At 38.7% G+C, this 21,235-nt stretch carries 21 protein-coding genes; 9 read left to right on the top strand and 12 right to left on the bottom strand.

Features of this window, described 5'->3' with window-relative positions:
- Window positions 1-30: 30 nt before the first annotated feature.
- From ABIB30_RS13405 to ABIB30_RS13385, 5 genes are all read left to right on the top strand, one after another.
- Entirely contained in the window at window positions 31-825 is a 795-nt protein-coding gene (locus tag ABIB30_RS13405) for a thymidylate synthase (protein WP_354302794.1), read from the top strand.
- Complete coding sequence (locus tag ABIB30_RS13400; protein ID WP_354302792.1) at window positions 822-1,307, top strand: dihydrofolate reductase; 486 nt, start codon at window positions 822-824, stop codon at window positions 1,305-1,307. Before ABIB30_RS13405 ends, ABIB30_RS13400 begins: the two co-directional genes overlap by 4 nt.
- Before the next feature lie 112 nt (window positions 1,308-1,419).
- Entirely contained in the window at window positions 1,420-4,365 is a 2,946-nt protein-coding gene (gene secDF, locus ABIB30_RS13395; RefSeq protein ID WP_354302790.1) for a protein translocase subunit SecDF, read from the top strand.
- Between the two features lie 213 nt (window positions 4,366-4,578).
- Complete coding sequence (locus ABIB30_RS13390) at window positions 4,579-5,934, top strand: alpha-L-fucosidase (RefSeq protein WP_354302788.1); 1,356 nt, start codon at window positions 4,579-4,581, stop codon at window positions 5,932-5,934.
- A gap of 115 nt (window positions 5,935-6,049) precedes the next feature.
- On the top strand, window positions 6,050-6,916 hold the full coding sequence (locus ABIB30_RS13385; RefSeq protein WP_354302786.1) for a hydroxymethylglutaryl-CoA lyase: 867 nt from the start codon (window positions 6,050-6,052) through the stop codon (window positions 6,914-6,916).
- A 20-nt stretch (window positions 6,917-6,936) separates the two neighbouring features.
- On the opposite strand, the gene ABIB30_RS13380 is transcribed toward ABIB30_RS13385, so the two are convergent.
- The 3 genes from ABIB30_RS13380 to fbaA form a co-directional block, all read right to left on the bottom strand.
- Window positions 6,937-7,359 (bottom strand): GNAT family N-acetyltransferase, encoded by a 423-nt coding sequence (locus ABIB30_RS13380; RefSeq protein ID WP_354302784.1) that lies wholly within the window; start codon window positions 7,357-7,359, stop codon window positions 6,937-6,939.
- A complete protein-coding gene (locus ABIB30_RS13375; RefSeq protein WP_354302783.1) occupies window positions 7,337-7,825 on the bottom strand; it encodes a low affinity iron permease family protein in 489 nt (162 codons plus the stop codon). The genes ABIB30_RS13380 and ABIB30_RS13375 overlap by 23 nt, the downstream gene beginning before the upstream one ends.
- A gap of 122 nt (window positions 7,826-7,947) precedes the next feature.
- On the bottom strand, window positions 7,948-9,027 hold the full coding sequence (gene fbaA / locus ABIB30_RS13370; protein WP_068402559.1) for a class II fructose-bisphosphate aldolase: 1,080 nt from the start codon (window positions 9,025-9,027) through the stop codon (window positions 7,948-7,950).
- A gap of 345 nt (window positions 9,028-9,372) precedes the next feature.
- Here fbaA and accD point away from each other — a divergent pair, with 345 nt between their 5' ends.
- Window positions 9,373-10,218, top strand: coding sequence for an acetyl-CoA carboxylase, carboxyltransferase subunit beta (gene accD / locus ABIB30_RS13365; RefSeq protein ID WP_068402561.1), 846 nt, complete (start codon window positions 9,373-9,375; stop codon window positions 10,216-10,218).
- A gap of 154 nt (window positions 10,219-10,372) precedes the next feature.
- On the opposite strand, the gene ABIB30_RS13360 is transcribed toward accD, so the two are convergent.
- The 8 genes from ABIB30_RS13360 to glmM all read right to left on the bottom strand — a co-directional run bounded on the left by ABIB30_RS13360 (window position 10,373) and on the right by glmM (window position 18,558).
- Entirely contained in the window at window positions 10,373-10,939 is a 567-nt protein-coding gene (locus ABIB30_RS13360; protein ID WP_354302780.1) for a porin family protein, read from the bottom strand.
- Window positions 10,940-11,009: 70 nt separating this feature from the next.
- Entirely contained in the window at window positions 11,010-11,657 is a 648-nt protein-coding gene (locus tag ABIB30_RS13355; protein WP_354302778.1) for an outer membrane beta-barrel protein, read from the bottom strand.
- 213 nt (window positions 11,658-11,870) lie between these two features.
- A complete protein-coding gene (locus ABIB30_RS13350) occupies window positions 11,871-14,162 on the bottom strand; it encodes a GH92 family glycosyl hydrolase (protein ID WP_502931089.1) in 2,292 nt (763 codons plus the stop codon).
- 37 nt (window positions 14,163-14,199) lie between these two features.
- Window positions 14,200-14,892: a basic secretory protein-like protein gene (locus tag ABIB30_RS13345; RefSeq protein ID WP_354302775.1), complete on the bottom strand. Its 693-nt coding sequence runs from the start codon at window positions 14,890-14,892 to the stop codon at window positions 14,200-14,202.
- A 219-nt stretch (window positions 14,893-15,111) separates the two neighbouring features.
- Window positions 15,112-15,318, bottom strand: a complete 207-nt coding sequence (locus ABIB30_RS13340) for a hypothetical protein (RefSeq protein ID WP_354302773.1) — start codon at window positions 15,316-15,318, stop codon at window positions 15,112-15,114.
- 103 nt (window positions 15,319-15,421) lie between these two features.
- A complete protein-coding gene (locus ABIB30_RS13335) occupies window positions 15,422-15,952 on the bottom strand; it encodes a GNAT family N-acetyltransferase (protein ID WP_354302771.1) in 531 nt (176 codons plus the stop codon).
- A 62-nt stretch (window positions 15,953-16,014) separates the two neighbouring features.
- Window positions 16,015-17,163 carry a cysteine desulfurase family protein gene (locus ABIB30_RS13330; protein ID WP_354302769.1) on the bottom strand — a complete coding sequence of 383 codons (1,149 nt, stop codon included), beginning with the start codon at window positions 17,161-17,163 and terminating at the stop codon, window positions 16,015-16,017.
- 6 nt (window positions 17,164-17,169) lie between these two features.
- The gene (glmM, locus tag ABIB30_RS13325; RefSeq protein ID WP_354302767.1) at window positions 17,170-18,558 is read right to left on the bottom strand and encodes a phosphoglucosamine mutase; all 1,389 of its coding nucleotides are present in this window, start codon (window positions 18,556-18,558) and stop codon (window positions 17,170-17,172) included.
- Between the two features lie 136 nt (window positions 18,559-18,694).
- Here glmM and ABIB30_RS13320 point away from each other — a divergent pair, with 136 nt between their 5' ends.
- The 3 genes from ABIB30_RS13320 to ABIB30_RS13310 are packed head-to-tail and all read left to right on the top strand — an operon-like array spanning window position 18,695 to window position 20,711.
- Window positions 18,695-19,426 (top strand): class I SAM-dependent methyltransferase, encoded by a 732-nt coding sequence (locus tag ABIB30_RS13320; RefSeq protein WP_354302765.1) that lies wholly within the window; start codon window positions 18,695-18,697, stop codon window positions 19,424-19,426.
- Window positions 19,423-19,986: a phosphatase PAP2 family protein gene (locus ABIB30_RS13315; protein WP_354302763.1), complete on the top strand. Its 564-nt coding sequence runs from the start codon at window positions 19,423-19,425 to the stop codon at window positions 19,984-19,986. Before ABIB30_RS13320 ends, ABIB30_RS13315 begins: the two co-directional genes overlap by 4 nt.
- On the top strand, window positions 19,986-20,711 hold the full coding sequence (locus ABIB30_RS13310; protein ID WP_354302761.1) for a ZIP family metal transporter: 726 nt from the start codon (window positions 19,986-19,988) through the stop codon (window positions 20,709-20,711). Before ABIB30_RS13315 ends, ABIB30_RS13310 begins: the two co-directional genes overlap by 1 nt.
- Before the next feature lie 64 nt (window positions 20,712-20,775).
- Here ABIB30_RS13310 and ABIB30_RS13305 read toward each other — a convergent pair whose 3' ends face one another.
- On the bottom strand, window positions 20,776-21,234 hold the full coding sequence (locus ABIB30_RS13305; protein ID WP_354302759.1) for a MarR family winged helix-turn-helix transcriptional regulator: 459 nt from the start codon (window positions 21,232-21,234) through the stop codon (window positions 20,776-20,778).
- Window position 21,235: the final 1 nt, after the last annotated feature.

The raw sequence follows: 21,235 nt of genomic DNA, 5'->3' as shown, positions 1-21,235 counted from the left end.
TTTGTATTTTAAGCGAAATTATCCTCCAACATGAAACAATATCTGGACTTAATGCAATACGTGCTGGACCATGGGGCACAGAAACACGACCGGACGGGAACAGGGACCATCAGTACATTTGGCTATCAGATGCGTTTTAACCTCCAGGAAGGGTTTCCTATGGTGACCACAAAAAAATTACACCTTAAATCAATCATCCACGAGCTGATCTGGTTTTTGAAAGGTGAGACCAACATCAAATACCTCAAAGACAATAACGTCAAAATATGGGATGAGTGGGCAGATGAAAATGGGAATTTAGGCCCGGTTTATGGTTCGCAGTGGCGGTCATGGCCAACACCAGACGGCAGGCTCATCGATCAGATCAGCAATATCATCCATACCATCAAAACGAATCCTGATTCAAGAAGGATTATTGTTTCCGCATGGAATGTAGCTGATATTGACCAGATGGCTCTTCCTCCTTGTCATGCACTCTTTCAATTTTATGTGGCCGATGGTAAATTAAGCTGTCAGCTTTATCAGCGCAGTGCGGATATATTTTTAGGCGTACCGTTTAATATAGCTTCTTATGCCCTTTTAACGATGATGGTCGCACAGGTATGCAATCTTGAATATGGTGAATTCATCCATACCCTGGGTGACGCACATTTATATAATAATCATATTGAACAGGCAAAACTGCAATTAAGCAGGGATACCAAAACTTTACCTGTCATGGAAATCAACCCGGAAGTCAAAGACATTTTCAGTTTCAAGTTTGAAGACTTCAACCTGAAAAACTACGAACCACATCCGCACATTAAAGGCGCAGTTGCCGTATGATCGTCTCTATCATTGTTGCCATTGCTGAAAATAATGGAATAGGAAAGAATAATCAACTGCTATGGCACCTGCCAGGTGACCTGAAACATTTTAAGGATACGACCAGCGGTCATACGGTGATCATGGGCCGCAAAACATTCGATTCTGTAGGGAAACCGCTTCCTAAACGTCGTAACCTGGTCATTACCCGCGCTGCTGACCTGGAAATACCGGGTGTAGAAGTGGTCAATACCCTGGAAGAGGCTATAGCGCTTTGCGATCCTGATGAAGAAGTATTTATTGTAGGCGGGGCACAGATCTATAAAATGGCAATGGATATCACCGATAAAATCTATCTGACGGTTGTTAAAGGCCATTTTGACGCAGATACATTTTTCCCGGCCATAGACCCGGATATCTGGAAAGAGGAAAGCAGCAACAGCTATGGGCCGGACGAAAAAAACAACATTGGTTATACAATTTCAACCCTTGTTCGAAAATAGTTCCCAATCCTCAATAAATATTATATAAGGCTGACTATTAATTAAAAAATTAATTAGATTTGCCGACTTGTTGAAAAAAATATACAGCATAGACAAATAATTACAAACAAAAATGCAAGGTAAAGGTTTCATTAAATTTATGGCAATACTATTAGGTATTGTCTGCGTGTATTCCCTCTCGTTCAATTTCGTTACGTCGAAGGTAGAAAAAGACGCTAAAGCGTATGCTAAAGGCGATCTGACTAAGGAAAAAGCTTATTTGGACTCCATGTCAACCGTCCCGGTTTATCCAATATTCGGGTTTGACTATCAGTTCTGTAAAGGGAAAGAAATCAATTTAGGTCTTGACCTTAAAGGTGGTATGAACGTAACGATGGAAATATCGTTAGGAGAGTTAGTAAAATCTTTAGCGAATCACACAGATGATGCTAATTTTAACAAAGCACTCGCTACTGCCCAAACTCAGCTGAATGCTGGTGGTAAAGATTTCATCAGTTTGTTTGTCAATGAATTCGAAAAAATCAGCCCGAACGTAAAACTTGCAGATTATTTCTCTAACCAGGATAATGCACAGCAGTTAAAAGCGAATGCGAGCAATGCTGACGTTAAGAATTACTTATCGAAAGAAGCAACCAGCGCGATTGACCGTTCATTTATCATTATCAGAAGCCGTATCGACGGATTTGGTGTGGTAAGTCCTAACATGCAGAAACAAGAAGGTACTAACCGTATCCTGATTGAGATGCCAGGTGTTCAGGATAAAGAAAGGGTTCATAAATTATTACAAGGGTCTGCAGAATTACAATTCTGGCAGGTGTATCAAAATGAAGAGGTTTACTCGATCATGGAGAACATCAACAAAACCCTTGCCTCTACTTTAAAAGATACTGCTGCAGTAACAACTGTAAAAGACACTGCTGCAAAAGGAAAAAGTGCATTGGCTAACTTAGCTAAGAAAAGCACTACTGGTAAAGATTCTGCTGACTTAAAAACAAAAGAACTTTCTAAATCTAATCCATTATTCGCTTTATTAAATATCCCTACTTACCAGAATGAAAAAGGACAGCCTGCTTTACGTCCTGGTCCAACTGTTGGATGGGTTGCACAAAAAGATACTGCTAAGGTAAACTCTTACTTCAGAAGACCAGAAGTTGTTTCTATCGTACCTCAGAGTTTCAAATTCATGTGGAGTGTAAGACCAATGGATGGTACTAAAGTTTTTGAACTTTACGCAATCAAATCTGTATCTCCAGATGGAAAACCTGATTTAGGTGGTGAAGCTATCAGTGATGCCCGTCATGATTACGATCAGAAAGGTAAACCTGAAGTGACCATGTACATGACTGGTGAAGGTGCACAGAAATGGAAAAAAATCACAGCTGAAGCTTCAGCTGATCCAAACAACAAAAAATCTATTGCTATCGTCCTGGATAACGCAGTTTACTCTGCTCCTACTGTTCAGAATGAAATTCCTAACGGTATTTCTTCGATCACTGGTAACTTTACAGTGAATGAAACACAGGATTTAGCGAACATCTTAAAAGCAGGTAAATTACCAGCTCCGGCACGTATTGTTGGAGAGTTTGTAGTGGGTCCATCTTTAGGAGAAGCAGCGATCCACAATGGTTTATTATCATTCGTACTGGCATTCATCGTGATCCTTGTGTTCATGGCGTTGTATTACAACAAAGCAGGCTGGGTAGCTAACCTTGCCTTAGTGATCAACTTATTGTTCATCATGGGTATCCTGGTTTCACTGGGCGCGGTACTGACTTTACCTGGTATTGCTGGTATTATCCTGGTAATTGGTTTATCAGTCGATGCGAACATCCTGATCTTCGAACGTGTAAGAGAGGAACTGGCGCATGGTAAATCAACTGCTGTAGCAATCAAAGAAGGTTTCAAACATGCAATGCCTTCTATCATTGACTCGAACGTTACGGTATTAATTTTAGGTGTTATCCTTTACGCATTCGGTAGTGGCCCGGTTCAGGGTTTTGCAACTACTTTATGTATCGGTATCCTTTCTTCTCTATTCTGTGCGGTATTAATCTCACGTTTAGTTTTCGAAGGTTTATTGAACAAAAATGCAAATATCACTTTCGGTAACAAAGCAACTATCCACGCCTTTAAAAACATCGCGTTTAACTTTGTTGGCCGCAGAAAGATTTATTATACAATTTCTTCTATCATCATCATCTTAGGTATCATTTTCTACTTCAAAAATGGTGGATTAAGATTAGGTATTGATTTTAAAGGAGGAAGAACTTACATCGTTCATTTCGATAAAGGAATGGATACTGAAGATGTAAAAGCGAAATTAGCTCCAAGCTTCCAGAATGAAGAAATTCAGGTTAAAACTGCTGGTGCTGACAATGAGTTAAAAATCACAACTACTTATCATATCGCTGACCAGAATGCTGGTGCTGATAAGATTGTAGAAGATGCATTAAAAGCTGGTTTAGCAACAACAGGAGCTAAATACACCATTGAAAGTAACCAGAAAGTAGGGCCAATCATTGCGAGCGACCTTGTTTCAAGTGCTTACACAGCAATTTTATTCTCTTGTCTGTTGATGTTTGTTTATATCATCGTCAGATTTAAGAAAGTAAATTATGGTTTAGGTGCCGTTATCGCATTATTCCATGACGTGTTACTGGTATTATCATTCTATACAATCCTTGATGGTGTTCTACCATTCTCATTAGAGATTGGTCAGGATTTCATTGCGGCGATCTTAACGGTTATGTCTTATACCATGACTGAAACTGTAGTTGTATTTGATCGTATCCGTGAGAAACTTGCAGAGACAGGTAAAGATGATTTATATGGTGAAGAACGTAATACACTAATCAACTTCGCGTTGAACAGTACATTAAGTCGTACCATCTTAACTTCATTAACCGTATTCTTCGTATTACTTGTAGTCTTCATCTTCGGTGGAGAAAGTATCCGTGGATTTATCTTCGCCTTATTAATTGGTCGTGTTATCGGTACATACTCTTCGTTATGTATCTCTACTCCAATTGTAATCGACTTAGGCAAAAAACACGCCTAAGTAACATCATATCATTTAAAAGCCTTCTTCTGGAAATCAGAAGAAGGCTTTTTTGTTTTCAATCTATTTCATTACCAACCCATTCCATCCCAATAGAGTTGATCATTTAGCTAATTTCAGTTAATCTTTTCAGGCCGGATTTCTTTTCTTTTGTATAGAAGCTAAATCATTTTAAAAACCAAAACCTAACCAGCTAACCTAAATCTTAGAAAAATGATAGTAAAGAAATTAAAACTATTGCTACTGATCATCCTGCTCTGCGGCCCCAGTCTTTTCGCACAAAAGATGATCGGTAATGAAACTGCGGCACAAAAGCAGAAACGAATGGAATGGTGGACACAAGACCGTTTCGGAATGTTTATCCACTGGGGCCTCTATGCACAACCAGCCAGACATGAATGGGTGAAAAGTATAGAAGGCATATCAAATGAGCAATATCAGAAATACTTTGACCAGTTTAACCCAGATCAGTTTGAACCAAAGAAATGGGCAAAACAGGCTAAAGCAGCAGGGATGAAATATGCCGTACTTACCACTAAACATCATGAAGGCTTTTGTTTGTTTGACACCAAATTCACGGATTATAAAGCAACAAATACACAAGCAAAACGTGATCTGGTGAAAGAATATGTAGATGCTTTCAGAGCCGAAGGAATCAAAGTTGGCTTCTATTATTCGTTGCTAGACTGGCACCACCCGGATTATACCATGGATGAGAACCATCCACTAGTCAGAAAAGATAAAAGTGACGCAGCCTATGCCCGTTTAAATAAAGGCAGAGATATGGCCAAGTACAGAGCCTATATGCGCAATCAGATTACCGAGTTATTAACCAAGTATGGAAAGATAGATATTCTATGGCTGGACTTCTCTTTTCCTAAACCAAACGGAAGAGGTAAAGGTAAAGATGACTGGGCTTCAGTAGAGTTGCTTAAGCTGATCAGAAAATTACAGCCCGGTATCATTGTAGACAACAGACTGGATCTTGGCGAATACAAAGATGGCGCAGATTTCGAAACGCCAGAACAGGTGAGCACAGCAGAGCTTGCCAAATACAAAGGAAAAACCTGGGAAACCTGCCAGACCTTTTCTGGTTCATGGGGATATCACCGTGACGAGAACAGCTGGAAAACACACAAACAATTATTAGATCTGCTGATTACTTCGGTCAGCAATGGCGGTAACCTGATCCTGAACGTAGGTCCTACAGCCAGAGGCGAATTTGACCAAAGAGCTACGAATGCACTGGATAGCCTGAGTCAATGGATGCACGCGAATAACAAGGCCATTTACAACTGTACCTACGCACCCGAAGGATACAAGATACCAGAAGACAGTAAACTGACTTATAACCCAACCACAAAGCGTTTATATGTGCACCTGTTTGACTATCCAACCAATGGCAAACTGGTTTTACCAGGCTACAATGGTAAAGTTAAATATGCACAGTTTTTAAATGACAGTTCAGAACTGCTTTATAAGGAAAAAGGATCAGATGATCTGGTGGTTACGCTACCCACTAAAAAACCTGATTTCTCAATTCCTGTCATTGAGTTAATCCTGCAATAAACCAACCTTAATCCTCAGGCAGTTTTTCCACTACGGAAAGCTGCCTTATTTCTGTTATTTCGTATTTTTACTTACATTGAGCCGTTGCACAAATAACCAGCGTGCATTACAATGTATGAGTCAGAAAGCTATTAAACTAATCGAATGTCCGAGAGATGCCATGCAAGGCATCCATGATTTTATTCCTACAGACTTAAAAGCAGCCTATATCAATTTACTCCTGCAAGTTGGTTTTGATACCATAGATTTTGGCAGCTTCGTTTCGCCAAAGGCTATTCCGCAGCTTACCGATACCAAAGAAGTTTTAGCGCAACTGGATCTCAGCAACACACAAAGCAAATTGTTAGCCATTGTAGCCAATCTTCGCGGCGCCGAAAATGCCATGCTATTTCCTGAAATCGATTACGTAGGATTCCCATTTTCTATCTCCGAAACTTTTCAGCAAAGGAATACAAATTCCAGTATTCAGGAATCTTTGGTTACCGTCGAAAAAATGCTGGAATTATGTGATAAAAAGCAGAAGACTGCCGTAGTTTACCTGTCTATGGGCTTTGGTAACCCTTATGGTGATGCTTATCACACAGAAATTGTAGAACAATGGGCGTCAGAATTGGTAGAAAGAGGAACTAAAATACTTTCCTTATCAGATACCACTGGAGTTTCTACCCCAGAAAAGATTAGAGAATTAATGCCACTCTTGCTCCGCAGTTTTCCGGAAACAGAAATAGGCCTGCATTTACACAGCACTCCGGAGACGCGTAAAGAAAAAATTGAAGCTGCATACCATAACGGGTGCAGACGTTTTGATAGTGCTTTAAAAGGCTTCGGAGGTTGTCCAATGGCAGCCGATGATCTGACTGGTAACCTCGCTACCGAAGAACTGATTACTTATCTTCAGCAACAAGGAGAGTCATTGAATCTGAACATAGATAAATGGCAGGAGGCGATGTTGTTGTCATCGAAAGTATTTCAAGGAATGTAACCTCACCTGCTACCAGTTATTTATTTCTTAACCATTCTGAAGTGCTGTATTCCAGCTTCTTCAAACTGTTCGCCTTCTACTGCAAAGCCAAACTTAGCATAGAGGCTAACAGCTTCCACCTGTGCATTTAAATAGATCGAATTGGCACTATCTGGTATATCGGCTAAAGCAGCCGCTACAAGCGCCTGTCCTACCCTTTTACCCCTGTATTCTTTTAATACTGCAAAGCGCTCTAATTTATAACCATTCTCAGTTTTTCGCCATCGGCAAGCGCCACAAGGATGGTTATCCAGTAAAGCGAGGAAGTGATGAGAAACATCCTCATTTTCCCATTCCAGTTCTGGCGGACAGCCCTGTTCCACCACAAAGACTTGTTTACGAATTGCAAATGCACTTTCCAATTCTTCCTGCGTCCTGATCTTATTTACCTGAAGTAGTTCCATGATGTTTGGGTTTAAATAAATGCTTCGCTTTAATTGCACTCACTGCCTGCGCTGCATCAATAGAGTGAGAACAATGAATATCGGTTTCTTGTTTTGCCAATGCTGATAATGTGACATAGAACTTATGTAGCTGATCTAATTCAGCTTCTGTTAAGTCTTCAATATCCACCATCCTGTTACTTGCCCTTTCGTGTGCAGCCAATAGTTCATTCAGTTTAAGCTGTATCGCTTTGCCATCTTTATTCTGAGCTTTCTGGATTAAAAAGACCATTAAAAAGGTAATAATTGTTGTTCCGGTATTGATCACCAGCTGCCAGGTTTCCGAATAATGAAAAACCGGGCCGCTTACAGCCCAGACAATAACAATTAACAACGCAATAATAAAAGCTGAAGAGCTACCAGTAAACTTGGTTGCAGCGTTAGAGAACTGCTCAAATAAATTGTTTTTCTTTCCCTGAGTTTTCATAGATAAGTTTTCCAGCTAATTTGACGATTAAAACGCATTTACAGCGTATAACCGGAAAAAATAAATCACAAAAAAAGCGCTTCAGATTGACTCTGAAGCGCTCTGAAGTTTTTTTTCTTTACTTATAATTTATCACTTGCGTTTCTGCAGTTCAAATCTTCAAAAGCCTGAGTTAAACGTTTAACAAATGCTTCTTCTCCTTTGCGCAACCAAACACGTGGATCATAGTATTTTTTATTTGGTTTATCATCTCCATCAGGATTTCCGATTTGTCCCTGAAGATAAGCTTCATTCGCTTTGTAATAATCCAGAACGCCTTCCCATAATGCCCATTGCATATCAGTATCAATGTTCATTTTGATTGCACCATAAGAAATAGCTTCTCTGATTTCTTCCTGAGAAGAACCTGATCCACCATGGAATACAAAGTTAATTGGTTTTTCAGCTGTTAATCCTAACTTCTCTTTGATATAATCCTGAGAGTTTTTAAGAATTACTGGTTGCAATTTAACGTTACCTGGTTTATAAACACCATGAACATTACCAAAAGCAGCAGCAACAGTAAATTTATCACTTACTTTACTCAATTCTTCGTAAGCATAAGCCACTTCAGAAGGCTGAGTATATAATTTAGAGCTATCTACATCACTGTTATCCACACCATCTTCTTCACCACCAGTTACACCCAGTTCGATTTCGATAGTCATGCCCATTTTAGCCATACGGGCTAAATATTTAGCTGAGATCTCCATGTTTTCTTCAATTGATTCTTCAGAAAGATCCAGCATATGTGAAGAAAATAATGGTTTACCAGTTTCAGCAAAGAATTTTTCACCGTGATCTAACAGACCATCAATCCATGGCAATAATTTTTTAGCTGCATGGTCAGTATGTAATACTACCGCAACACCATAGTGTTCCGCCAGTAAATGAACATGTTTAGCGGCAGATACTGCGCCTAATACACATGCATTTAAGTTATCATTATTCAATGTCTTACCTGCATAAAATTGCGCGCCACCATTTGATAACTGGATCATGACTGGTGAATTCACCGCTTTAGCAGTTTCCATAACCGCATTGATGGTATTTGTTCCGGTAACATTAACTGCAGGCAATGCAAACTGATGTTTTTTAGCCTGCTCAAATAATTCCTGAACAGCATCTCCGTAAATTACGCCTTTATAGCCTTTTAAACTCATTGTTATTAGATTTTGTTTAAGCCGAAGTTAGGAAAAATATTAGCCCGGGCAAACCTTAGCCGGTATTATTTTCATCGGACAATGATGGTTTTAATAGAGATGAAGCTATCATGTGCTACGAAAGTTGTATATATCGGCTTCTTCACCGCTGCACATGATGGTTTCATCCTATCATTTATTGTTATAGATGATTATTTCAATTGCTATATCAATATAGCAAAACATAATACCCTATTATTTTATAAATTATAACCTGTTAAACTATTATAGAATTTATACGAAATCTAGGTTAAGCTGTTATGATTTTTTTTCGTTTCTTTGTAATCGCATTTTTCAACGAATAACATGGCTTGGTTTAAGAGAGAAAAAAAAGGTATCAGTACGCTGACAGAAGAAAAGAAAGAAGCGCCGGATGGCTTATGGAACAAGTGTCCTAATTGCAAGAAAGCATTACACAGCGCAGACCTTATCGAAAATAAATACGTTTGTCACTATTGTGATTATCATTTGAGAGTTGGTTCCAAAGAATATTTTCAGGTATTATTTGATAACAATGAGTTCAAAGAACTTTTTGCTGACCTGACCTCAGGAGATCCGCTTAACTTTACAGACAGCAAACCTTATACAGAACGTTTGGTTGACACGATGGCAAAAACAGGCCTGAAAGACGCTATCCGTTCAGCAGTAGGTAAAATTGAAGGAGAAGAATTGGTAATTGCCTGTATGGACTTCAATTTTATCGGTGGTTCTATGGGTTCTGTAGTAGGAGAGAAAATCGCGAGATCTATCGATTACAGTATCAAACATAAAATTCCATTTCTGATGATCTCCAAATCGGGAGGAGCCAGAATGATGGAAGCCGCATTCTCACTGATGCAAATGGCAAAAACATCTGCTAAATTAGCTTTGCTTAACCAGGCAAAAATCCCTTATATCTCTTTATTAACTGATCCGACTACCGGTGGTGTAACTGCATCTTATGCGATGCTGGGTGATATTAATATTGCAGAACCAGGTGCACTTATTGGATTTGCAGGCCCAAGAGTAATTAAAGAAACGATCAAAAAAGACTTACCAAAAGGTTTCCAGACTGCCGAATTTGTGCAGGAACATGGTTTCCTTGACTTTATTGTTGACAGAAGGGCGATGAAAGCCAAGTTGGCTACTTTCCTTAAAATGGTAAAGAACTAGATAACCTGCTGCCTGTTAACCAGGCTTGAATATTAAACAGAATACGCTGCTATAAAATAGAATGCCCTGCTGAATGGAAATTAAATTTCTATTCAGCAGGGCATTCTTATTTTATTCAATTTATCTTATCAGGGTCTTTTATTCCAACTCTTGCTTACAAATAGAATTGAATCCCTAAACGCGGATTAAAGAAGTCACTTCCAAAACTAAAAGATCTGAAATCAGTTAAGGTTGCCTCTTCAGTTTTCCAATGTTGCTTTGCATATTGGAATCCGGTAATTGACAGTTCTATCCCGATTTTTTTAGAGGGGAACAGGGCAAATCCCGGAGATAGGGTTGCGCTATAAAAATTACTCTTCAAATCTTTTTCCCCCGTTGCTTCATTACCTTTTATATTCCGCCAGTTTACAGCTGCTTCCAGCTGACCAAAAAATTTAAGTTGTGGTGTGATACCAACATAATATCTCCCAAAGGGGCTTAAGCTTACAGCATAAGCTTTTCTTCGTACAGATCCTATTTCTTCTCCATCTACCAAATTCTGGGTATAAGCAGAATGAACATACCCTAATCCGGTTCCTATGACCAGCTTGTCCGTCACAAAGATTCCCACCGTAGGATTGATTCCTAAGTTCGTATTTCTGCCAGTCATGCTTGTACCTTTATAGGTGTTGAAATTCGCATAACCTCCTAAAAGTATTTTTCCTTTTTCTGTCTGCGCCATGCAGCTAACTGATATTGATATCAAACCAATAAAAATTAATACTATTTTCTTCATATGATACAGCTCAGGATTAGAAATGAAATTGAATACCAATTTTCGGCGCGAAAAAGTTCGTTCCTAAATTGAAAGCATTATTCTTACTCACTTCGTTCGAATTCTTGTTTTCGGTTTTATTCCAGGCATAAGATAGCCCTTCTAAAGAAAGCTGTATCCCAATCCTTTTGGTAGGAAAATACGCGAAACCAGGCTCTATATTCACTCCTATCGATGTAGTTTTAGAATTTGAAGCAGGTGCAACACTAACAGCCGGACTGGTAGTCCCTGTTGCTGATTCCAGATTTCCCCATTTCATTGGAACAGATAATTGACTGAAGAATTTGAACTGATCAGATATATTTATATAGTGTCTGACAAAAGGGCTCACCATAAAATAATCAGTTGTATTCTTCTGGCTTAAAAGATACTGTGTTTTTTCGCTGCTCTGCGATGTTAGCCTAGAATAACCAATCCCTAAACCCAATGCCAGGTTATCCTTTACAAAATAACCAATACTTGGAAGCAGGGTTAAACTGCTATGCTTACTATCCATAGCATTATCATTACTTTTTTCATTGAAATAACCTATTGATCCTCCTACAATAGTCTTACCTTTTTCAGTTTGGGCATTAGCTGCCAGTGCAAATGCAGAAAGCATCGCCAGTGTTACTAGTTTTTTCATACAGTGTTTCATTTGTGTATTCAATATTAAACATAAAAGATGATACTTAATATTTAAATTAACATCAGAAGAAAAATATATTATAAAAATATCTTAAATAATTAATACAGTTTCAATTTAAAACACAAAAAAGCGCTTGATATACTCATTTAGCTATAAATGAGTATATCAAGCGCTTTATAAGCTGATCAGCTAAGCTGTCCGAGCCTTGACTTATTTTTGTTCTGTTGACATAGAGTAAGGAAAATCACTTTCTGCAGTACCTCTGGTCTTATTAGGTGCAGCAGTCATATCAAAATCCAGTGTAGCTCCTTTGACTAAATCAGAATGACTTAACCAGTTTTTACCATAAGCCTTACCATTATATTTCAACGCATTGATATACTTATTATCCACACTGTTTGCAGCAGCATTGATTACAATCTGTTTTCCATTATCCAGGTTTACCGTTACTTTTTTAAATAAAGGCGCACCAACCACATATTGATCTGTAGCAGGAGTAACCGGATAGAAGCCCATTGAAGAGAAAACATACCAGGCAGAAGTCTGTCCATTATCTTCATCTCCACAATAGCCATCAGGCGTAGCTTTATACATTCTGTTCATCGTTTCTCTTAACCAGTACTGCGCTTTCCAAGGTTGTCCTGCGTAGTTATATAAGTAGATCATGTGTTGTATCGGCTGATTGCCGTGTGCATATTGGCCCATGTTTGCAATCTGCATCTCTCTGATCTCATGAATCACAGAACCATAATAACTTGCATCAAAAACAGGAGGCATAGTGAATACAGAATCCAGTTTCTCTACAAATTTATTTTTACCACCCATCAGGCCAACCAGACCATTTACGTCCTGGAAAACTGACCATGAATAATGCCAGCTATTTCCTTCTGTAAAAGCATCTCCCCATTTAAACGGGTTAAAAGGTGACTGGAATGAACCATCTTTATTTTTTCCACGCATTAAGCCAGACGAAGGATCAAAAATGTTTTTATAGTTCATTGCTCTTTTCTTGTAGATATCAATCTCAGCAGCTGGTTTGTTCAGCGCTCTTCCCAATTGATAAATCGTAAAGTCATCGTAAGCATATTCTAATGTTCTGGCTGCATTCTCATTCAGTTTAACATCATAAGGGACATAACCCAACTCATTGTAATACTTCACACCCGCTCTTCCGACTGCTTCATTCGGTCCTTCATTATTCGCACCATGTTTTAGTGCTTCAAATAAACTCTCAATATCATATCCACGTAACCCTTTGATATATGCATCTGCTACTACCGAAGCAGAGTTGTTACCAATCATACAATTTGCATAACCCGGACTTGACCATTCAGGCAACCATCCGCCTTCTTTATAATCATTTACCAATCCTTCCTGCATCTCTTTATTAATTGCAGGATATACCAGGTTTAAGAATGGATACAGCGCCCTGAAGGTATCCCAGAATCCCGTACCAGCAAACATATATCCTGGCATAGTTTTGCCATTATAGGGGCTCCAGTGAACAATTTTATTATTCGAATCTATCTCATATAACTTATTCGGGAAAAATAAAGTGCGGTATAAACTTGAATAGAAAGTACGCGTCTGATCAACAGTTCCGCCTTCGATAGAAATCTTACCCAAAGTTTTGTTCCATATCGCTCTTGACTTTTGCTGTGTAGCTTCAAAAGTATCATTTGCCAGCTCTCTCTTTAAACTGATTTCGGCCTGTTCAACACTGATAAAAGACGAAGCGACTTTCATCCCAACCTTTTCTCCTTTTTCAGTCTTAAATCCTATGATTGCACCAGAATGATCACTTTTCAGCTCCAGCGTATCTTTTGCCAAAGTATTCCCGTGCCATGTATTAGCAGAAGAAATAGCTTTATCAAAGTAGATAACAAAGTAATTTTTAAAATTAGCAGGCAGCGGGCCACTTGCATAACGCGTGCTGTATCCTATAACTTTTCTTTCCTTCGGGATAACTTTGATATATGATCCTTTATCAAAAGCATCAATCACTACATAAGAACTATCAGATTTTGGGAAAGTAAAACGGAACTGAGCCGAACGCTCTGTAGGTGTAATTTCAGTAGTTACATTCGCATCAGCCAGATATACACTGTAATAATATGGCTTTACAATTTCTGCTTTATGGGAGAACCAGCTTGCACGCTCGTCCTGGTTGAATTTCATTTTACCAGTTACCGGCATCACCGAGAACTGTCCATAATCGTTCATCCACGGAGAAGGCTGGTGTGTTTGTTTGAATCCTCTGATTTTATCAGCATCATAAGTATAAGCCCATCCGTCACCCATTTTACCAGTTTGCGGAGTCCAGAAATTCATTCCCCATGGAACTGCAATTGTAGGATAAGTATTACCATTAGACAGGCTTGGTTTACTTGCCGTCCCCATTAGCGGATTAACCCAGTCTACCGGGTCTGTCACTTTACCTGCTTGCTGCGCTAGTACGGGCATAGCCGCAGAGATAAGTAATGCTGATAAGAAATGTTTCATCATTTGTTTTGTGTGGTTTATAGCGTATAATAGTATTCTAAATTATTGGATTTTCTGCATAAGAAGCCCATAATTCAGGCAAAGCTTTTGTCGTTTGTGTTTTCCAGAATTCTTCACTGTAGGTATGCGCTCTCATCTGCTGATCCAGAACTTTGACTATCCCCTGGTGATGCGCTTCCAGCCAGGCTAGAAATCTCGCTGTAATACGATAACCATTATCATAATTCTGTCCCGATTTATATTCAGGAAGTGTCCATTTAGCCCCTGCATTGTCAACTCCGTATTTATAACGTACATAGTCAGCTATCCCTTCAGTGATCCACCATGGGCCTGCGTTATTGCCATAATTTTGTACAATATGCATCACCTCGTGCGTAACCACATCTATATCGCCAGGATGCTGTTTAAACCAGACCGGGCTGTAAGCAACGACAGTTCCCTGGGTTGCAGCCACTCCTTTATAGGCAGTATCGATGACAAAAGTGATTTCTTTTGCAGTCTTTTCATTGTACGCAGCTTTTAAAGCCGGATAAACTTTAAAGAAGGTTTCGATCATTCTTTCTTTGACTACGGGTGAAAAACCCTTTTCCTGATTGATCAAGGTTAATTTCAAACCTTTTTTATAGACGACCTCCTTGTCTTTAAAAGTTTCCTTTTTTTGAGCAGATACAACGCTCGTGAGGGAGAATAATAGTAAGCTGCTTACAGCTAAAGTACGGATAGGATTCATATATGGTTAAAGAATTAAAAACGATTTAGCAAATCAATAAACACATATTATCCTTTTCATACAATAGCTAAATCTATCCTCTAATGTAATGGAGAAAACCTTAACAGACAAATAAATCCGGTAATATTTACGGGATAGAATTTATTAAATTCCCGTTTATAAACAAAAAACCCTGAATCAGCTGTTGAATCAGGGTTTTCTTTAGAAATAATATTTTTATCAGAAATCTCTTCCAGGTGTAGTACCGGGCTCATGACCCGCACCTAAAGGCTTACTTTTTCTTTCAGGTCTGTTCGCAAATGCAGATCTTCCAGATTCTGACTCAGAAGATGTTTCACCACTGCTCAAATCTTCATCATTGTCAGTTTCTTTATAAACCGTTTTCTTTTTTTCTTCTTCGTGATCGTGCTTATCCGGAGTATTCATAACCAATGTTTTAATTAAAAATTATTGACAATTGAATACACAACAAGCCGGAAAAAATATAGTTTATATTATTTTATAATAAATATGTACAATCACCAATAAATTAAAACGGGTGGTATAAATAAACCTGCTTTTTAACTCTGCGGATGATTTCATGAAAATACAACTCTTCTCTTTCCGGTACATTAGTCATCAGCACTAAAGAATGAGAAACATGAGAGTCATGATAAGAAGGATGGAGATAATCAAAAGGTAAACAAACCAATCCCAATCTTTCATAAAAGCCAATTCTGCGTATTGCATCCACAGAAGCAGGAGGCTCAACCTCTAACAATAATTTACGGTTAACCATGAAATCTTTCATCACACGCTCCCCAAATTTCTTTCCTCTGTTTACCGGATCAATCGCCAGATGTTCAATAAAACACCAGTCCTCAAACTTCCAGCTGGTTACAAAACCAATAGCTTTTTCTTCTTCCAGAATCACCTGCATAAACATTTCCGGAACTGTGCCGATCATTTTTAACAATTGTTCCCAGTTCCTGCGTTCCTCCATTGGAAAAGCAGCATGGTACAATTCCTCTATAAAAGACAGGTATGGGCTCTTATTATTCTCTATGGATACGTATTGCATAATTGTGCTATAAAAAAAAAGCCCTGACCGCTGGTCAGAGCTTTTCGTAATCAATAAAATTCTTAAACTGCGATATTCTGTTCTACAATATGTTTCACCTTTTCTATCACATAATCAATTTCCTCTTTCGTATTCAACTTGCTGAAAGAGAACCTGACAGATGGACGGTTCGGATCAGTACCGACAGCTGTCAATACATGAGATCCAATATTAGAGCCTGAAGAGCAGGCGCTACCACCAGATGCAGAGATGCCGTTAATATCAAGATTAAACAATAACATATCAGACATATCCATTGCAGGGAATGAAACATTAAGAACCGTATATAAACTTTTATCAGGATCAGTTTCTCCATTAAAACTAATGGCAGGAATTTCTGCAACCAGTTTATCTTTCATGTAAGTTTTCAATTCCTGGATATAAGTTTGATGCGCTTCCATATGACTATAAGCCATCTCCAGTGCTTTTGCCAGCCCTACAATTCCGTAGACATTTTCAGTTCCTCCACGCATATTACGCTCTTGAGCACCACCATAGATCATCGGACTGATTTTCACCGTATGATTTACAAATAAAAAGCCTACTCCTTTCGGACCATGCAATTTATGTGCTGCACAAACTATAAAATGCGCCTTAATCTTTCTGACATCGTGTACATAATGACCCATAGTCTGTACCGTATCACAATGATAAATAGCCTCGTAGCGCTCACAAATATCGCCCACCTTTTCCATATCGGTCAAGGTTGCCAATTCATTATTCGCGTGCATTAAGGAGACAAAAGAACGTGAATTCTCTTTTAACAGTTGTTCCAGGTGATCATAATCAACATTACCTTTAGCATCAATATTTACAAAACTCAGCTTATCAATAACACCATCTTTTAATAGCTGGTCAAGCGTATGCTCAACCGCATGATGTTCAATTTTTGAAGTAATGGCATGTTTGATTCCAAAAGCCGCGATACCACAACGTATAGCTGTATTATCGGCTTCTGTACCACCCGAAGTGAAAAATATCTCAGCAGGTGTCGCATTCAGTAATCCAGCTACAGTTTTACGGGCCTTTTCAATCAATGTACGTACCTCACGGCCCTGTGCATGAATTGAAGATGGATTACCATAATAATTCTCCATCACATTAATCATTTCAGCCATTACCTCTTTATCAAGAGGTGTAGTTGCAGCATTATCTAAATAGATCCTGTTCATTCTGTATTAATTCAATTTTAAAATTTCTTTGATGTCTGATATAATTTTGTTCGCCAGGTTTTCAGCTACAGTTTCATTTTCCGCTTCGCTGTAGATACGGATAATTGGTTCTGTATTTGATTTACGCAGGTGAACCCACTCACTATCAAACTCTATTTTCAATCCGTCGATAGTGCTGTTTGGTTGATTTTTATACTTTTCCTGTACTTTAACCAACAAAGCATCAATATCCATTTCAGGAGTTAATGTGATCTTATTTTTAGAAATATGATAATTCGGATAGCTGCTTCTTAACAAGGAAACAGACTTACCAAATTTCGCAAGATGTGTTAAAAACAAAGCGATCCCAACCAAAGCATCACGGCCATAATGTAATTCAGGATAAATAATCCCGCCATTACCTTCACCACCAATAATTGCATTTGTTGCTTTCATCTGGTTTACCACATTCACTTCACCCACAGCAGCAGCATTGTATGCTCCACCTGCTCTAAGGGTTACATCTTTTAAAGCTCTGGTTGATGATAAATTAGAAACTGTGTTACCCACCTGATTCTTCAAAACATAATCAGCTACCGCAACTAAAGTGTATTCCTCACCGAACATTGTTCCATCTTCACAAACAAAACATAAACGGTCTACATCAGGGTCTACTACAATACCCAGATCTGCCTGTTTGCTTTGCACTACTTTCGCAATTTCAGTCAGGTTTTCTGGTAAAGGTTCAGGATTATGGGGAAACTCACCATTTGGCTCACAATACAATTCAAATACTGTTTTTACCCCTAATGCCTTTAATAAAGCTGGAATAAAAATACCGCCTGTAGAATTTACACAATCAATTGCAATTTTGAAATTTGCTTTTTTGATCAATTCAACATCAACCAAAGGTAAAGCCAGAATTACATCAATATGCTTTTGCAGATAAGAATCATCATAGGTAACTTTTCCAAGATCATTCACTTCAGCAAAAGAAAAATCAGCTCTTTCTGCAATTTCCAATACTTCTTTACCATTTTCATCATTGATGAACTCACCCTTTTCATTTAAGAGTTTCAAGGCATTCCATTGTTTAGGATTATGGCTGGCCGTCAGAATAATTCCTCCCCCTGCTTTTTCCATTGGAACGGCAATCTCTACAGTTGGCGTAGTTGATAAACCTAAGTCTATCACTTCAATACCCAATCCCTGTAAAGTACCAGTCACAAGATTATTCACCATGTCTCCCGAGATCCGTGCATCCCGTCCGAGTACGATTTTCTTAATATTCGTATTTTTAATTACCCACGAGCCGTAAGCTGCGGTAAACTTCACTATATCAATAGGTGTTAGCCCATTTCCAGCGATTCCGCCGATAGTTCCCCTGATTCCTGAAATAGATTTTATAAGTGTCAACTGCTATGAATTTTGTTTTTCAAAAATAGTAAAAATTTAAGTAGTCATAGTCATATTAGCATAATTTGAGTTGAATGTCCACCCAGTTGCATTCCTAATCACTATATTTGCTTTTTCTAAATTTAAGACGGTCCTTATGCAGCGAAAGTGGTTTCAATATTGGTTCAATTCTCCCTATTATCATATCTTATATAGTCAGCGTAATGACGCTGAAGCAGAGTTTTTAATTGATAACCTGACAGCCTACCTGAAGCCTGCACTACACTCCCGTATGCTGGATATTGCCTGTGGAAGAGGTCGACATTCTGTTTATTTAAACAAAAAGGGATTTGACGTTACAGGAATTGATCTTTCTGAACAAAGTATCAAATACGCAAAGCAATTCGAGCAAAAACATCTTCACTTTTTTGTGCACGATATGCGTAAGCTAGGCTATATCAATTATTATGACATCGCGCTGAACCTTTTCACAAGCTTCGGCTACTTTGATACAGAAAAAGATCATGTAAACGCGCTTAAATCTTTCAGAAAAAGTATCAAAGAAGACGGAACAGTAGTTATTGATTATTTCAACACACAGAAAATTATCAGTAACCTGACCCACAGAGAAACCAAGACCCTTGAAGGTATAGAATTTGATCTTCGTAAATTCGTTGCTGAAGGTAAAATCATTAAGCACATCAACTTTGAACACAAAAGCAAACACTATGCTTTTGAAGAACGTGTACAAGCATTCAGTCTGGCTGACTTTGAACGTATGCTTGAAAAAAGCGGGTTAAAAATCGTTGATACATTCGGCAGCTATAGCCTGGAAGCTTTTGATGTAGCCAAATCGGACAGATTAATCCTTGTTTGTAAAAAAGCATGATAGAAAGCCTGCATAACTTCGATGTCGAACTGTTTCTGAAAATTCACAGAGGACTGTCGAATGGTTTCCTGGATTGGTTTCTTCCACTGATGCGCAACCGCTATACCTGGGCCCCGCTCTACCTTTTTATTATCATTTTCAGTTTCAAAGAATATAAAAAGAGAGGCTGGTATATTATAGGCGGCGTACTCCTTACGTTTGCCCTGGGAGATATGATTTCTTCAAGATTCATTAAGCCATTTGTTGCCAGGCTAAGACCTTGTAATGAACCCACACTGATTCATGATATTATTCACCGTGTACCCTGTGGCAGCGGTTATAGTTTCCCATCAGCACATGCAACCAACCATTTCGGTATTGCCGTGTTTTTAATTATGGTTTTCTATCCAAGATGGAAGCCAATTCTGCCTGTTGGCCTGGCCTGGGCATTTATTATTTCTTTCGCACAAATATATGTCGGTGTACATTACCCGATTGATACTATAGCAGGTGCTGCGCTAGGGTCAACTATCGGATTTTTAGTATCCCTGATTTATAAAAAATTACAACCAGCACTTTAATGGAAGTTTGGAAAATCTTAATCCTGTTCTTTTGCGCCTTTTTTGGAGGGTTATCTATATTTTTAGTCAAAAGTGATAAGTCACAATTGCTAAAACTTATACTTTCTTTTAGTGGTGCTTATTTATTTGCCATCACCGTATTACACCTGATCCCCGATGCTTACAGCGGGCCGGATCATGCAGAAATTGGTATTTACATATTAATTGGATTTCTTTTACAAATCTTGTTAGAACAATTTTCTGAAGGTGTAGAACATGGACATATCCATAAACATGATGACACTCAGATCTTTCCTTATGGAATAATGATCAGTTTGTGTTTGCATGCTTTTTTAGAAGGAATGCCACTTGCAGCAGATCAGCATAACGCATTAATCTTTGGTATTTCCCTGCATCATATCCCAGCGGCTTTTGCCCTGGCGAGTATATTGATGCAAAACAAATTTAAGCCTGCAGGTATTATCTTTTACCTGGCTATCTTCGCAATCATGGCACCTCTGGGGTTCTGGGTTAGCAATGGAATCAGCACAGGCAGTATTGGAGGGATAGAAGTGTACTTTCATAAGATGATGGGAATTGTGATCGGGATATTCTTACATATCTCAACCACTATCCTATTCGAATCCAGCGTAGATCATAAAGTTTCCAAAAGAAAAATGGTTGCTGTTTTATTGGGTATTGCGATTGCACTGATCGGTTTTTATACCTCAGGGCACAGCCACTAAATAAAAATATCAGGAAGGGCACCAAAAGGGTACTCTTAATAGAAATAAATCGACAGGCAGGGCCTTAAGCCCTGCCCCTTGCTTTTTCCAGCAGAGAGGTTAATTGCTCAGCCTCCTTAAGGGTTAAGTTAGCAGAAAGGATAGCAGACAGATCCATTTCTTTATCCATCTTCTTTAACAGTGCCAGTCCCTTCTCATTGATCAGAATATCTACTGCACGCTTATCATAAGTATTGGTTTTTTTACAAATCAAATCCTTCTGTACCAGGCGGTCAACAATTCGCGAAGCATCACACATTTTATCAAGCATCCTGGATTTCAGCAAATTGATAGTTGAAGGGTCCGGATACTGCCCCCGCAATATTCTGAGCACATTAAATTGCTGGTTGGTAATATCATACAATGAAACCGCCTGTTTCACCTGATCATTACACCAATTCTGTGTAAATGCCACGTTAACCATTGCCTCGTGGAATATGCTTTCATAGCGGGGAGCTTTTGTTTCTTTCTGCAACTGTATCACG

Origin of the sequence: Pedobacter sp. UYP1, from assembly GCF_040547305.1 — a bacterium.
Lineage (GTDB): Bacteria > Bacteroidota > Bacteroidia > Sphingobacteriales > Sphingobacteriaceae > Pedobacter.
Note: the sequence above shows the minus strand (reverse complement) of the source record. Positions and strands in the feature narration are given on the sequence as shown.